Annotated in this window: 14 protein-coding genes; 9 read left to right on the plus strand and 5 right to left on the minus strand. The window is 42.5% G+C overall.

Annotated elements, in window-relative coordinates; genetic code table 11:
- Positions 1-127 precede the first annotated feature (127 nt).
- The 3 genes from RJD38_RS20535 (at position 128) to arsB (ending at position 2390) form a co-directional block, all read left to right on the plus strand.
- On the plus strand, positions 128-745 hold the full coding sequence (locus tag RJD38_RS20535; protein ID WP_367971495.1) for a triacylglycerol lipase: 618 nt from the start codon (positions 128-130) through the stop codon (positions 743-745).
- A gap of 122 nt (positions 746-867) precedes the next feature.
- Entirely contained in the window at positions 868-1218 is a 351-nt protein-coding gene (locus tag RJD38_RS20540; RefSeq protein ID WP_069447981.1) for an ArsR/SmtB family transcription factor, read from the plus strand.
- Between the two features lie 86 nt (positions 1219-1304).
- A complete protein-coding gene (arsB, locus tag RJD38_RS20545) occupies positions 1305-2390 on the plus strand; it encodes an ACR3 family arsenite efflux transporter (RefSeq protein ID WP_367971496.1) in 1086 nt (361 codons plus the stop codon).
- 44 nt (positions 2391-2434) lie between these two features.
- On the opposite strand, the gene RJD38_RS20550 is transcribed toward arsB, so the two are convergent.
- The 5 genes from RJD38_RS20550 to RJD38_RS20570 form a co-directional block, all read right to left on the minus strand.
- Complete coding sequence (locus RJD38_RS20550) at positions 2435-4465, minus strand: EAL domain-containing protein (RefSeq protein WP_367971497.1); 2031 nt, start codon at positions 4463-4465, stop codon at positions 2435-2437.
- Positions 4466-4750: 285 nt separating this feature from the next.
- On the minus strand, positions 4751-5608 hold the full coding sequence (locus RJD38_RS20555; protein WP_005597817.1) for a mechanosensitive ion channel family protein: 858 nt from the start codon (positions 5606-5608) through the stop codon (positions 4751-4753).
- Positions 5609-5681: 73 nt separating this feature from the next.
- A complete protein-coding gene (locus RJD38_RS20560) occupies positions 5682-6149 on the minus strand; it encodes a DM13 domain-containing protein (RefSeq protein ID WP_174269660.1) in 468 nt (155 codons plus the stop codon).
- Between the two features lie 53 nt (positions 6150-6202).
- Positions 6203-7432, minus strand: coding sequence for a peptidase T (pepT, locus tag RJD38_RS20565; RefSeq protein WP_367971498.1), 1230 nt, complete (start codon positions 7430-7432; stop codon positions 6203-6205).
- Positions 7433-7632: 200 nt separating this feature from the next.
- A complete protein-coding gene (locus RJD38_RS20570) occupies positions 7633-8841 on the minus strand; it encodes a NupC/NupG family nucleoside CNT transporter (protein WP_005597824.1) in 1209 nt (402 codons plus the stop codon).
- A gap of 590 nt (positions 8842-9431) precedes the next feature.
- On the opposite strand from RJD38_RS20570, the gene RJD38_RS20575 reads away from it, so the two are divergent.
- From RJD38_RS20575 to RJD38_RS20600, 6 genes are all read left to right on the plus strand, one after another.
- On the plus strand, positions 9432-11063 hold the full coding sequence (locus tag RJD38_RS20575) for a methyl-accepting chemotaxis protein (protein ID WP_367971499.1): 1632 nt from the start codon (positions 9432-9434) through the stop codon (positions 11061-11063).
- A 202-nt stretch (positions 11064-11265) separates the two neighbouring features.
- On the plus strand, positions 11266-11631 hold the full coding sequence (locus RJD38_RS20580) for a PH domain-containing protein (RefSeq protein ID WP_065431580.1): 366 nt from the start codon (positions 11266-11268) through the stop codon (positions 11629-11631).
- Positions 11632-11765: 134 nt separating this feature from the next.
- Positions 11766-11987, plus strand: coding sequence for a hypothetical protein (locus RJD38_RS20585; RefSeq protein WP_005597830.1), 222 nt, complete (start codon positions 11766-11768; stop codon positions 11985-11987).
- A 209-nt stretch (positions 11988-12196) separates the two neighbouring features.
- A complete protein-coding gene (locus RJD38_RS20590; protein ID WP_156773183.1) occupies positions 12197-12358 on the plus strand; it encodes a hypothetical protein in 162 nt (53 codons plus the stop codon).
- Between the two features lie 405 nt (positions 12359-12763).
- The gene (locus tag RJD38_RS20595) at positions 12764-14365 is read left to right on the plus strand and encodes a long-chain fatty acid--CoA ligase (RefSeq protein ID WP_367971500.1); all 1602 of its coding nucleotides are present in this window, start codon (positions 12764-12766) and stop codon (positions 14363-14365) included.
- A gap of 589 nt (positions 14366-14954) precedes the next feature.
- Positions 14955-15440: a VOC family protein gene (locus RJD38_RS20600; protein ID WP_367971501.1), complete on the plus strand. Its 486-nt coding sequence runs from the start codon at positions 14955-14957 to the stop codon at positions 15438-15440.

Consider the following 15440-nt stretch of genomic DNA (forward strand, 5'->3'; position numbering starts at 1 on the left):
ATCAAAAACACAATTTGGAATATATTTTCCGACGGCTGTATAAACCAAGTAAATGAACATTGTTTTATTATGAAAAATCTGGCAATTTACTCTTTAGTGGAAATGAGCGTATTGGGGGGACAAATCGATGAAGGTTATCATTCTGCATGGCCTGTATATGCACAGCATTGTTATGCGACCACTGAGCAATAAGCTTCGCCAGATGGGCTTTAATACTCAAACGATTACCTACAACACTGTTGCAATTGATGACAATGCTATTTTCAGTAAACTCGATGACGCGTTATCCAGCAGCGAAACGAATATTCTCGTTGGCCATAGCCTTGGTGGGATTATCATCAAACGTTATCTCGCCTCTCGTAAACCCACTATTCAATCTATTAGCCATATCGTCACTATTGGTACCCCAATTAAAGGCGCTTCCATCGTCGGGCGAATAAAACAGTTAGGTTTCGCCTCTATTCTCGGTAACTCACCGCAGCACGGATTAGATCTACATGATGACCGATGGGAGTTTCCACAAAGGCTAGGATGTATTGCAGGAACATTACCCATTGGTGCGAGAGCATTGCTCATGATGGATAGAAGTATTCAATCTGATGGCACGGTGACCGTAGAAGAAACCATGATTGATGGGATGACAGATCATATTCTAACACCTCGTAGCCATACGAGTTTGATCTATAGCACGTTTGTTCCTAAGCAGATCCACCACTTTACGCAATACCATACGTTCGAGCATTAAGTGGAAATCGTTTGGCAAACTTGATCTGAAAATCTTCAAGTGGGGGAAGAAACAAATATAAACGGTAAAACTTGATCGTCTCAAAATAACACGATAGGATAATCGTCATTCGACGATACACTATGCAGAGTGCTATGAATAAATGTAAAGAGATAACCGCTAAAGCATTAATGACCGATCCAACGCAACTGGAAAAAGAGCAACAATTTGCAACACTCGCAAAAGCACTCGCTCATCCAGCTCGGGTTCGTATACTCAAGATTCTATTTACACTGGATAATTTGGGTGGCTGCCTAAACAGTGACTTGGTTTCTGAGCTTGGCCTTGCCCAATCGACTGTCTCTGAACATCTACGCATCCTTAAACAAGCCGGATTTATTAGTGCAGAACCAATGCCGCCTAAAATGTGTTATCGCATCAACCGTCAAACAGCGGAAACTTTTTCAGCCTTGTTCAGCCAGCTATTAGACTAATACTGATTGAACAAATATAGGTAGCTTGTGCTACCTTTTTATTAACTCAATTAATCGCAATTCGACGATAAACGAAAGGTTTTGCTATGAATAATACAACTCCACCACTCACGCCACCAAGCATGAGTTTCTTGGATCGCTACTTAACACTGTGGATCTTTTTAGCGATGGCTATTGGGGTTGCGATAGGTGCACTATGGCCGCAGGTTGCACACTGGAACGAGGCTATGTCTGTTGGGAGTACCAATATTCCATTAGCAATTGGCCTCATTCTTATGATGTATCCACCACTTGCTAAAGTCGATTACCGCCTACTGGGTAACGTGCGTAGAGATAAGCAAGCCGTAAAGCTCTCTTTGATTATGAATTGGGTTGTCGGACCTATCCTAATGTTTGTTCTCGCGATTACCTTCTTAGGAGATAAACCAGGTTACATGGTCGGCATCATTTTGATTGGCTTGGCGCGCTGTATTGCAATGGTTCTCGTATGGAATGACCTGGGGGGTGGTAATAAAGAATACGGCGCAGCGCTGGTTGCCGTGAATAGCGCATTTCAGATTGTCACTTATAGCTTTATGGCATGGCTGTTTATCAGTGTGTTACCGCCGTTGTTAGGGTATCAAGGCTTTGATGTTGATATCTCAATCTTTACTATCGCAGAAAGCGTACTCATTTATCTTGGTATTCCATTCCTTGCTGGCTTCCTAAGCCGTAAATTACTAGTAAAAGCGAAGGGAGAACGTTGGTATAACGAGGTTTTCATTCCCCGAATCTCGCCAATTACCTTAGTTGCGCTACTGGCGACTATCGTGCTGATGTTTAGCTTAAAGGGAGAGATGATTTTAGAATTGCCAATGGATGTCGTGCGTGTGGCTATCCCGTTAGCGATCTACTTTGTCGTAATGTTTTTCGTTAGTTTTTATGTGGGGAAACGTATGGGGATCGAATACGACAAGAATGCATCAATCGCTTTCACTGCGACAGGCAACAATTTTGAACTTGCGATTGCCGTTTCTATTGCTGTATTTGGCTTAAATTCTGACCAAGCTTTTGCTGGAGTCATTGGGCCATTAATCGAAGTGCCTGTACTAATTGCACTGGTTAATGTGGCATTAAGACTAAAACAGAAATACTCTATTCAAGCTTCAACATCCCCAACAGCAAGTCGCTAAATCATCTAGCAGAAATAGAAAGAGGGCTTGCGCCCTCTTTCTATTTAACAAAACATATCTTGCTCAATGATCTCACTCAGCGGCATTGGCTTATAGAAGTAGTAGCCCTGAATCAAATGGATATCTTGCTGCTGCATGAAATCAATTTCCTCTTGGTCTTCAACCCCTTCAACCACGATTTCTGCACCGATAGTACGAACCAATTGAGTCGTGAGGCTAAACATCTCTTTACCGTTTTTCTGCTTCAAATTTAAAACAAGCGAGCGGTCTATTTTCACTTTATCGAATTCATAGCGGCTCAGGTAACCAATCGATGAATATCCAGCGCCAAAATCGTCCAACGCAATTTTAATGCCTATGCTGCGTAGTTCTTGCAATACGTTCCAAGTTGTTTCTTCATCTTGAATCAGCAAATCTTCAGTGATCTCAAATTCAATCTGATTGAATGCCAAATTACTTTGCTCAATCATCTTAATCACAATTTTTGCGAAGTTTTCAATCAAAAATGTATCAGGTGATATGTTAATCGATACCTTAAATTTTGGATCAACCGCTAGTGGGCTCACTTCATGCAAAGCTTGTTTAACCACCCACAAATCCACTTCGGAAGATAAACCTAACTTCGCGAAGCTTGATAAAAAGGTCGGCGGGGTAATTTTACCATCGTGGCCTTTATGACGGATCAGTACTTCCAACGAGTTGATGCAGTTTCGCTGCATATCAACTTGTGGCTGGTAAAACAGGACAAAATCACCTGTCGTTTGCAATTGACTAATATTACGCTGCGCTGCCAGATTACCACTCATCTGCGGTAACATGCCCATCACTGCACGGTTGTTACCCATATCACGATAATTGAAGAAGTTATCAGACAAACCTTTAGTAAAGATGGCATTAGTACCGATTACTTTATCCATTTGTTTAAAGAATGGGTAATAAATCAAGATACATACCATTATGATCACCAGCTGTAATATCACTGCTGCTGGATCATTACCAGTTGCGTTATAACCACTCAATAGTGCAGGCGTCATCCAGCTGATGAAGGTTTCAACTGGCGAAACCAAACCTAACGCGGTTGCAGCATAGGCCAGTACTAAACCTGCAATTGGAGCAAGCAAAAACGGCACAATCAATAGTGGATTAAAGATTACCGGTAAGCCAAATAAAATCGGCTCGTTAATATTGAATATGCTAAGCACTAAAGTAGCGGCAGCAAGTGCTCGATAGCCTCTATTTTTGGTAAAAAACAACATGCATAATACAAGGCTTATGGTGTTGCCAGAGCCTCCCATTGCAGCATAGATGTCGTAAAAGTTGCTGGTTAATATTGGGAGTTGTACGCCAAAGTCCGCATATAAGCGATAACTTTGTGCCGAAAATTCGTAAAGCTCACTCTTTAAAGGTGCAAGTACAATATGGCCATTGATCCCTATGCTCCAAAATAAGTTGCGTACAAGCTCATAAATGACTGCATCGCCTAAAGAATACTCATCTAAGGTTGGAATGAGTCTAAAGAACTCACTGCTTGCAATAATCCAATCTTTTAAGAGGGTGCCGGCACCGACATAAAGCACAACCATAAAAATGGCCGCTCCAACCAAATTAATGGTTTGATCGACGACATTTGGCAATTCAGATTCAACAAACAACCGTCTCTTTTCGATAAGTCGCGTCGTCTTGCTCACTAAAAAAGGAATAATAATCGCCAATGGATAGTTAGTTGGTATCACTGAACCCGGCTGTAACATCCCCCATTCATGGCCTAAGATGACATAAATAAGCAATGCAGGCGTAATGACATTAGCACGCGATGTTTTATGTAGCGTAGCTAAAAATTGCGAATAATAGACAACCAATAAAATCGGGAAAAGCTTCCAGACTAACGTGCTCGTTAGCTGAATTTTTTGTGCCCAGTCTGCAAAACCGAGCATAGATAGACCAGTGCCAATCAACATACAAAATGCAGATAGTAAACTGATAGGTAATAGCATCAGAAATACATTACATAAGCCATTAATGTATTGGTTTTCTGATATTTTTGAGAGTACACAATAAAGTGTTTTTGTGTTCATTGAGGCTAAATTTCCAATACTTGCATTGCGCAATATGTTCAGAAAAACTGCCGCACCGAATCTATCCTTGTAACTTCTACCCCTATGGGTCGTTGATCTATCAACAGTTGCGCCATACTAACTGCTCACTCTGAGCAAACTTGCCAATTTTATTAAATGTTATGAATAAGCAAGCAGGCGCACGTTACCTTCTCTACCGCTAGATTTCCATCGCGATATTTTATCGTTACGATTTAAAGTATATCAACCTGGAATGGATAGATTTATCTGACAAATAACATGGAGTTAACCTATATTTTTAAGAGTAGGTTCTGTAAACAACTCACTGTACATTTCCATAAAATCTTGGCGAATTAATTGCTCCAGATGATTGGCTTGTTCGGTGGGGCAAAACAGCATCACATGAACAGCTTGTTCTCCCGTTGGGGTACTATTAATGTGAATATGAGGCTCCGAGCCAGGAAGGTCGACACCCGCATGTTTCTCAATCACTGAGTTATAGCGACGCGCAACTTCAATAAATGATAAACAGTGTTCTTCAACCTTAACATTAAGCTCTGGCAACAATGGGTAGAGGTTAACAAAGTCACGTACTACGATACTAAAGTCATGGTAAACATAGCGCTTCATAAAATTGAGGTTTTTTACCGGATAAGTAAAGAACATGCTGTTCGGTAATGTCGCGGTTTTACCCGTGAAATGGTATTGGCCATGGTAAAGATCGATCTCTTGAATCACCGTTGCCATCATATTGTGTTCAATAACTTCACCGCACAATTTACCCACTTCAATCCAGTCACCAATCCGGAATGAACGTGAACTTGCACGTTGAATTGACCCCGTAAAACAAAGAATGATCTCTTTGCTTGCTACAACAACCGCCACAGCAATAGCCGTTAAAGACAATGCAAACTCATTGATCTCCGATTGCCACAAAATAAACAGAGACAGTACCATCATGGCAAACGCGCCATTTTTGGTACGTGACATCCAGTTGCGCTGATCTTCTGATAAAAAGGCGACATCACCGCGAATCTTCGCTAAAGTGACACGACGTACAATTGAAATCAGCAAGATAATCAATGCTGAGAATGCCAACTTATGAGTTAGAAGAAAATCGATAACAACTTGTACTTTCTCCACGCTCTACTCCTATCAATAATTCAAACGCGTTGCTTTAACCATAAACTTCCCACACTAAGCGCAGAAAATCCAGCTAGTTATATCGTGCGGAGGTGATAAATTGGCCAAAACTTTCACACCACACGATCACGGTATTAAATTCTTCCACTTTTATATCTGCTGGGAGATCAATAGAAAAACGGTCAAAAGTTCGGATGTCACCTACTTGAGCCATACGGTTTTTATGCTGATGAAACGCAGCTTCTGTTTCAATATAGATAGGCGATAGATAGAGTTTATAGTCAGGCCCTGGCGCCAACTCACCGATGAATACAACCTGGCTGTCCGTTAACGAGACGGAACCTTCTCCCCAGTGCAAAAAATCACTGTCTTGCCGCTCACGTTGAAATGTTCCGCTAAATAGCGCGTGATTTGAGATTTGTTCAACCGAAGTCATTTCCGGTGACGCTGGTTGAGTAAGGATGGGCAATGCGTAAATACCTAATGCAAAGCCCACCCCACCGATAAACAGATGAGAAAATAGTAATAGAGCACCTTTAATCATCACTCACTCCAGAGTTAAGGGGACTCCTTAATCCTAGAACAATCAGAGAATTATCGGTAATTGAGTGCGGTTTTTTCTGACAACTTCACAATAACGTTAACCGCATCTTGCATGCCTTGTACGGTGATAAATTCATGGATACCATGGAAGTTATAGCCACCGGTAAAGATGTTCGGGCAAGGCAGCCCCATAAACGACAACCGTGCACCATCTGTTCCACCACGGATGGGAGTAATGTTTGGTTTAATATCGCACTCAATCATTGCTTGTTTGGCCAATTCAATGATGTGCGGGTAAGGCTCAACCATTTCCTTCATATTGAAATAGCTGTCAGTGAGTTTCAGTTCCACATGACCTTTATGTAGCTCGGCATTCAATCGATCGACATTACGCTGCATGACAGCTTTACGCTCTTCAAGCCCCGCTCGGTCAAAATCACGGATGATGTAACCAAGCTCACTGCGAGCAACCGACATTTCTGCCGATTTAAGATGATAAAAGCCTTGGTAGCCATCGGTGCTCTCTGGTGTTTCGTCCGCGGGCATCATCATTTGAAAACGTGCCGCAAGATTAATGGAATTGACCATCTTATCTTTCGCCGTGCCCGGATGAACATTGATGCCATGGAAGATCACATCTGCGTTAGTTGCATTGAAGTTTTCATACTCCAACTCACCTACAGGGCCACCATCAATGGTATATGCCCACTCCGCACCAAATTTCTCAACATTAAATAGATCTGCTCCTCGGCCAATCTCTTCATCAGGGGTAAAACCAATGCAAATATCGCCATGGGGAATATGAGGGTTATTTATTAAGTGGGCCATCGCTGTAATGATTTCAGCAATACCAGCTTTATTATCTGCCCCCAATAAGGTGGTACCATCTGTACAGATGATGTCGTGACCATGCAGATTATGCAGTTCAGGGTAATGAATGGGGGAAAGTACTTCATCGCCTTTGCCGAGCGCGATGTCACCGCCTTGGTAATCTTCAACGATTTGCGGTTTTACATTGTAACCCGACGCATCAGGAGCCGTATCCATATGGGCAACAAAGCCAACCGCTGGGACTGAATAGTCAACATTACTCGGTAAGCGCGCCATCAAGTAGCCATTATCGTCGAGTGAGATATTACTCAAACCTAGATCGATCAGTTCCTGCTTTAAAGCTTGAGCAAAGGTATGCTGGCCTTCACTACTTGGGCAACGCAGATTACTAGGGTTAGACTGAGTGTCAAAAGTTACATAACGCAAAAAGCGATCAACCAAATTATTCATGTTCAATACGTTCCAAGAAAAGTTCCCGCATTGATACTACGCCTTCAGCCATGGATGTTTTTGCTGCAAATCATAAATTTCTCATTAACTGTAATCGATACTCTGCTTAACTAGGCGTTAAAAAGAAAATTTCCACTTTGGAGCAAAAATTAGTAAAAAAAACGCCTCATCATAGAAGCGTTTTTCTAAAAACCATCTTTTTATAGCAGAATAAAGATACCCGCTAAGCACGCACTCATTAGGTTAGCTAGAGTGCCTGCAGCAACCGCTTTAAGGCCAAGATTTGCCACTTCAGAGCGACGGTCTGGAGCAATAACACCAATCGAGCCAAGCTGGATTGCAATTGAGCCAATATTGGCAAAGCCACATAGCGCAAAAGTGATGATCACCTGTGAGTGCTCAGAAAGCAGTTGCTTGTGTTCCACAAAATCAATGAACGCAACAAACTCATTCATAATGATCTTTTGACCAATGTAAGAACCAGCCATCAGAACTTCATGCTTTGGAACACCAATTACCCAAGCAAGAGGAGCAAACAAGTAGCCAAAAATACCTTGTAGAGTAATACCTGAAAAGCCAACCAGCTCGCCCATATTCTCTAGACCGGTATTCACCATCGCAATCACTGAAACAAAGGCAATAAGCATGGTACCCACCGCAACCGCGACTTTCATACCATTCATCGCACCACTCGCCAATGCATCAATGACGTTGCTATCTTGCGCTTTGTCCATCTCAATCTGAGTTTGGTCCACAGGAACATCACGCTCAGGCACGATGATCTTTGCCATCATTAAGCTACCTGGAGCGGCCATAAAACTTGCTGCTATCAGATATTTAAGATCGACACCTAGGCCAGCATATCCACCTAAAACACTACCTGCAACTGAAGCCATACCCGCTGACATCACAACAAAAAGTTCCGAGCGTGTCATACGAGACAAGAATGGACGAACTAGAAGAGGAGACTCACCTTGAGAAAGGAAGATGTTGCCCGTTGCAACCAAAGATTCTGCTTTACTTGTACCCAAGAATTTTTGGATACCGCCACCAATAAACTCAATGACCTTTTGCATGATGCCTAAGTAGTAGAGAGCTGAAATAAGCGCGCTAAAGAAGATAATAATAGGAAGGACACGCACAGCAAAAATGAAACCCGACGTCGCTAAATCACCAAATAGGAATTTGATGCCTTCATCTGCGAAGGAGAGCAACCCGGCCACACCACTGCTCATACTGGTTAACGCGGCTTGACCCAGCGGGAAATAGAGAACCAAAGCGGCAAAACCCACTTGCAACAACAGAGCTCGAGAGACTGTTTTCCAGTTAATTGATTTGCGACTTTCTGACAATAGAACCGCACACCCGATCAGAGCGAGAACGCCGATTAAACCAAATAATACATTCACTTTAGATTACCTTTACAAGCATTGAGTTGGTAGCTGGTCCGGTCCGTGGGGTCATTCACCATTCCCTGTGACGGCTTGTAATTGGTAGAGCTGATGCTCTTAACCGGGCGGAAAGTATAAACATCAGTGTGAGATATTCATCACATATTTTTGCGCAAACGTTCAAGCGAACAAATATTAACCACGCAATCGTTTCGTCATTTTGAATGGGAAGCGAATGCAAAACAAAATAGTGAGATGCAAATCCCAATCACCACTCAAAGGGCAATTATTTGCATATTGAAATTAGCTAAATATGACTTCTTTACCTAAGGTTAATGCAGTTAACGTACTCCTTGCGTTCACTACAACGTCAACGGTAAATCATTACAAATATCCACAAGCCTTCATCCCCGCTCAATGCGGGGTTCTTTTTATCGCCTGCAATACTGATAAATCGTTCTTTCGATGGAATTTTTAACTAAAACTCTTGATTGAGTTGAAGCCGATTCCATCTTGCTAATGTACCAATGTAACCCCATAGCAATCGCTATGAAACTTAACGTATAACGAGTGGCAATACGTTAACACTCAGTTACAAGGCTGCCGTTATGAAAAACCTCCCAATCTCTTTCAAAGTGAGTATTCCCCTAATTGCCGTACTCTCTACCCTACTCTTCTCCACCATGTTCTCGATGTTTCAAGCAAACACGCAAAAAGAGTTAAACCGTCAACTCAATGCGAGTGTGTTGCCTGCTTTCACCAATTTAGAAGATGCCTATCGCGATCTTTACCAAGTCATGGTTGCCGCGATGAATATCTATCGCGTCAGTGATCCTGAGCAAATTGCTTATCATACTGAAGAATATTTCGACAATGCCAAGAAAGCGATTCCACGCATGCAATCGGCATTACCACTCTATCAACAAGGGCTATTGAGCGCCGAAACACGCATTAACTACGATACGATGATATCGACCACGGATATCTGGTTAGACTCGTTCAAGCCGATGTTTGATAATCCAGCTCAAGCGGAAGGCTATTTCAATCAAAACGAACAGCAAATTGAAAAACAATTCAAAGTCATTCGCGAAAATCTAGGTTTGATCAAAGACGATATCGAATTACAAAAAGAAGTTTTAATTGAAGAAGTAAATGCTTCAATTTCTAGCTCAAACGTCGCAGTTCAGTTTAGCGCTGCGTTTGCGGTACTGGTTGCCGTTCTCGCCTTCTGGATGAATAGTCGCTTTGTGGTTAATCCAATCAAATCATTACAACTCGCGATGAATGATATTAGCCAAGGCGAAGCGGATCTATCTCAACGTATTGACATTGATACCAAGGATGAGCTTGGCGCACTGGCAAAATCGTTTAATACTTTTGTTTCTCGCATTCACACTACCGTCGAGCAAGTGGTCATTTCATCTAATGCTGTTCGATCTGAAATGGAAAATATCAAGTCAATAACCCATAGCATGGCAAACTTTAGTAGTAGTCAACAACAAGAAAGTGAAATGGTCGCTACAGCCGTTTCGCAAATGCTGGCCACTACAGAGACGGTCAGCGAGCATGCTATCGTCGCAGCCGATTCCAGCCGTGAAGCAAATAAGGAAGCTGAAACCACGAACAACACGATTACCTCTACCGTGAGTTCTATTGAGTCGCTTTCCGCCGATGTCAGCAATGCCAGCAGCGTCATTAATACGCTCGATAGCGACGTAGGTAATATTGTCACCATTCTAGACGTGATTCGTGATATTGCTGAACAAACCAATCTTCTCGCGCTCAATGCCGCTATTGAAGCTGCCCGAGCGGGTGAGCAAGGCCGAGGCTTCGCAGTTGTCGCTGATGAAGTACGATCTCTCGCCAGCCGCACCCAGCAAAGCACTGGTGAAATACAAGCGATGATCGAACGCCTAAAAGACGGTGCAAAGCGCGCAGTCACCGTAATGGATTCTAGCCAGCAAAGCAGTAATGAAACCATTTCTACCGCACAATCTGCCGCCCTCTCCCTTAACACCATTCGCAGTGCAATTGAGAGTATCAACGATATGAACGATCAAATCGCCATTGCAGCGACCGAGCAAGCCAGCGTCGCGAACGAAGTAAATGGGAATATCCATCGTATTGCTGGTAGTAGCCAACAAATGGTTGAAATGGTGAATAGTGCTGACAATGCCTGTGGGAGTCTTGAACAGCAATGTCACCACTTAGATCAATTGGTGGCCGAATTTAAAGTGTAAATACATCTCTATTTTTGAAACAGCAACCTCCACATATTGCTCGGCTATCACGCCGAGCTTTTTCTGTGTACTGCGCTTTGCCATTAAGACTTGCTGCTTGCGTATCAACCAACAAGCCTGCATGGTGTTAGTATAAGTGACCTAACTAAATCTAGATACGAATCCAATATAGAAAACCATTTCAAGTGGGAAGGAGCGACTAATGTTAAAGCCAATGAAACTTGCCGGTTTAACCGAAGAAACAGTCGGCGCAAACCAAAAGCGCTATGGTTTTTTAATTCAAGAAGACGAAACGGTAGAGTTAGAATACAAAACTATTCGTGATCTACTCGTACTCACCAATAAACGGATAATCACTATCGACGTGCAAGGATTACGCGGTAAGAAAGCGAAATTCTTTGTGCTGCCTTACAGCAAAATCAGCGCATTTTCCGTTGAAACCGCAGGGACATTCGATTTGGATTCCGAGTTTAAAATTTGGGCCTCAGGTATCGGCGAGATGGAGTTTTTGTTTGGTAAAGGCACGGACGTGCGCAAAATTGCTCAGCTTTTAAGCTCAGGAGTCTAAATCAACACCGTAATTTCTGCACAAAAAACCATCGCTCACGTCCAAATATTGAGCATTCGTAGATAGACGCAAATGCCACCGACTGATATTTTAAATGGTGTACAATGTTTAACCTCTATTGAATTGGTGGAACTATGCGGATCGCAAATGCTATTTATCAACCACATATTCAACAAGATTTAAAAAATGCCACCGCTTATATCAATGACTCCCTTGATACCAACGGTAGCAAGTTAAGTGCTTCACTGAGCCCACAAAATCAAATTCAAATTCGCAATACAGAAGGTATCGTTGTCAAAACACTTCAAGGTGAAAAAGTTGCGATGAAAATGAACAATATTGATGAGTATGTATAATGATAAAGCCGAATAATCCTCGGCTTTTTTACTTTCCGCAAACCCAGTGGTCAATCGATGTTCGTACTAATACTGACATCCGCCCCAACAAAACAGACATCAATAAAAAATAAATTAGCTACTCATTAGAATCATTTATTTGAAGTTAATCACAAAATAAGTAAAATACCTGCCTGTTAGACAACGACTTGCACAAGAGGCAGAGGAATATGAATTCTACATCACTATCGATAGACGCTTGCAGCAAGACTGCAGAAGAGAGCACAGCAAGCCAACCGACCTCGGTTCTAAGTGAAATCATCACTCTCTCAATTATGTTCTTGGCGACAGCCACAGTCAGTTTGTTACTTACCCTAACTTGGGTACTGTAATCATCTGATTTTCACGGATTGAAAAGGCCATGCTCTCATCTCAATACTGACAGCATGGCTCATTTTATGCCGCACGATTAATTGCTTTTACATTCACTAAATCAATCCAAAAAGAACTCTCCGCTTTCTACCACGTTAAGTTACCTTTCCGAACGTCTTCGAATAAAGTTATATTGGTCGCTGTCATGAAAAGACGCGTTTAATATTCCTAGCCATCTTAGGTATAAATCGAGCCTGAGCCTACCTCTTAACGATTCAGGTTATAATAAAAAGGTTTACCCGCTTAACAGTTGGAAACCAACATATTTGCGCTACACAGAAGAATAGCTCACCCTTGATCAATAAGTTCGTCATACGTACAACGACCTTGATAACTAACAAATAAAAAAGAAACGAAGAATCAACATGAACCAATACGTAAATGATCCATCCAACTATCAACTACTGATCAAAAACCTACTCTTCTCCCCTGTGGCTTTTGATCCTGAGCGTGAAATTGTTTATGCCAACCATCGCCGTCACAACTACAAAACTTTTCACGATCGAGTAAAACAGTTTGCCAATGCACTAACCAGAATGGGCGTGAAAAAAGGCGATACTGTTGCCGTCATGGATTACGATTCACACCGATATTTAGAGTGCTACTTTGCTATCCCGATGATTGGCGCAAAGCTGCATATGATCAACGTTCGTCTTTCTCCTGAACAGATCCTGTTCACCATTGACCATGCCGAAGATGACATACTGCTAATCCACGAAGAGTTTTTGCCTATACTGGATCAGATTAAAGGCCGCATCGATACCATCACACAATACGTTGTCTTGCGAGATGACGAAGAGTGTGAATATGAACAACTGCTCGAACAGGAAGAAGCACACTTCGACTTCCCCGATTTTGATGAAAATACCGTTGCTACAACGTTTTACACCACCGGCACAACTGGCATGCCGAAAGGGGTTTTCTTTACGCATCGCCAACTGGTTCTGCACACACTTGGCATACTCAGCACCATTGGCACAAATGCCGTTCAGGGAAGATTGCATCAAGGTGATGTCTACATGCCTATCACGCCAATGTTCCACGTCCATGCGTGGGGACTTCCTTACATGGCGACCATGCTTGGTGTGAAACAAGTCTACCCTGGGAAATACGTCCCAGACGTTTTACTCGGCCTCATAGAACAAGAACAAGTGACCTTTTCCCACTGTGTTCCAACTATTTTGCATTTGCTATTGAGCTCACCGAAATCTCAATCTGTCGACTTTTCTCGCTGGAAAGTCGTTATTGGCGGAGCTGCACTGCCCAAAGCGTTATGTAAATCGGCGCTGGAGCGCGACATTGATGTTTTTGCAGGCTATGGGATGAGTGAAACGGGCCCAATTCTGTCTATTGTGCAACTGACCTCAGAACACTTAAAACTGGATATCGACCAACAAGCTGAATATCGCACCAAGACAGGTAGAAAAGTGGCGATGGTTGAAGTCGAGATTGTTGACGAAGAGATGAAAAAAATCGACCACGATGGCGAAGCAAGTGGTGAAATAGTCGTTCGAGCGCCGTGGTTAACGCCAAATTACTATAAAGATAATAAGAACTCAAAAGCCCTGTGGCGCGGCGGTTACTTGCATACCGGTGATGTTGCCACCATCGATGATGAAGGCTTTATCAAGATCACTGATCGAGTTAAAGATATGATTAAAATCTCCGGTGAATGGGTTAGCTCACTAGAACTAGAAGATATTATCCATCAGCATCGGGCGGTTTCTGAAGTCGCCGTTATTGGCATGCCGCATAACAAATGGGGAGAAGTGCCGTTAGCGCTGATCACTATTAAGGAAGGATCTCAAGCCACCGAAAAAGAACTGCTTAGCTTTGCTAAAGACTTCATCAACAAAGGCATCCTAGCGAGAGAAGCACTGCTGCTCAAAGTGAAGTTTGTCGACACAATTGCCAAAACTAGTGTGGGTAAAGTTGATAAGAAGGAACTGCGCAGGTTGCATTTGTAGCTAACCTTTTGCATCTAGGTCAGCGAGACTCATTATATCTCGCTGATCAGAATCGCAACCAGTCTCTATTGTTATCGCCATTTATAACGTAAATAGGTTCCAAGCATTGCTTAGCGCCTATTTAGGCTAGTTGGTCGCTACAAACGACGATTATGAGTGTTCTAATTAGAATGGTAGTCAACTTGATTAGAGGTTTGGTTCACACAAAGAAAAATTGAATGAACTTCAAGTGACTCAGTGCTTTATCGCTTTCCAATTTGCTCTTTTTTCAGTTAGTTCTCATTAAGCTCACGCTCCTAGAGTTCCCAAGGGCCATTTCAACATCAGACCATCGAGTAAGAGTGTGAAGCGCTCAAAACTCACTACCTACCGACTCATGCATCCCCGTTATCGACCAAAAATCAATCAGCACATCAGGCTCTGTGTGAGATATTTCGGCGGAGACAAGGCAATAACAAAAAATTATTATTTTTATAAATTATGATAATTTTTCACACAACACCTATCAACCTATACTTCTCCACATCGAAACGCATTGCAGATGCAGTTCACTTAAATAATCAACACTAGAATTAAGTTGGAGCAAGTTATGAAGATGAATCACATTGGTATCATGGTGGGTGATATGGACAAAGCGGTTGAGTTCTACACCAAAGCGCTGGGTCTTAAGGTTGTCATGAACAACACTAAAGTTGAAGAAGAGCGTGAAACCGCCATTGGACGCATGTGCATTGCTGTGTTCGGCGAAGGTTTTAAAGGCTTCAATATTGCCCACCTACTAACCAATGATGGCATTGGCGTTGAACTATTCGAAATGAAAGAACGCCAAGAACGTCACGACGTTGATTTTTCTCGCATCGGGATTTTCCATTTCTGTCTACAAACAGATGACTTTGCCGGTGTGATTGCTCGAACTGAAGAGTTTGGCGGCAAAGTACGTATGGACATTATGCGTTACCACCCAGAAGATGATTCTAAACCTGCGCAAATGGTCTACCTAGAAGACCCGTTTGGTAACTTATTCGAGCTTTACTCGCACACTTACGAAGAAACTTACGCATCTGACTACGAGTAA

Origin of the sequence: Vibrio scophthalmi (genome assembly GCF_040869025.1) — a bacterium.
Classification (GTDB): domain Bacteria; phylum Pseudomonadota; class Gammaproteobacteria; order Enterobacterales; family Vibrionaceae; genus Vibrio; species Vibrio scophthalmi.

Coding starts and splice junctions, on each gene's coding strand:
- RJD38_RS20535 (WP_367971495.1), top strand. CDS start 128: ATGAAGGTTATCATTCTGCATGGCCTGTATATGCACAGCATTGTTATG.
- RJD38_RS20540 (WP_069447981.1), top strand. CDS start 868: ATGCAGAGTGCTATGAATAAATGTAAAGAGATAACCGCTAAAGCATTA.
- arsB (WP_367971496.1), top strand. CDS start 1,305: ATGAATAATACAACTCCACCACTCACGCCACCAAGCATGAGTTTCTTG.
- RJD38_RS20550 (WP_367971497.1), bottom strand. CDS start 4,465: ATGAACACAAAAACACTTTATTGTGTACTCTCAAAAATATCAGAAAAC.
- pepT (WP_367971498.1), bottom strand. CDS start 7,432: ATGAATAATTTGGTTGATCGCTTTTTGCGTTATGTAACTTTTGACACT.
- RJD38_RS20575 (WP_367971499.1), top strand. CDS start 9,432: ATGAAAAACCTCCCAATCTCTTTCAAAGTGAGTATTCCCCTAATTGCC.
- RJD38_RS20580 (WP_065431580.1), top strand. CDS start 11,266: ATGTTAAAGCCAATGAAACTTGCCGGTTTAACCGAAGAAACAGTCGGC.
- RJD38_RS20585 (WP_005597830.1), top strand. CDS start 11,766: ATGCGGATCGCAAATGCTATTTATCAACCACATATTCAACAAGATTTA.
- RJD38_RS20590 (WP_156773183.1), top strand. CDS start 12,197: ATGAATTCTACATCACTATCGATAGACGCTTGCAGCAAGACTGCAGAA.
- RJD38_RS20595 (WP_367971500.1), top strand. CDS start 12,764: ATGAACCAATACGTAAATGATCCATCCAACTATCAACTACTGATCAAA.
- RJD38_RS20600 (WP_367971501.1), top strand. CDS start 14,955: ATGAAGATGAATCACATTGGTATCATGGTGGGTGATATGGACAAAGCG.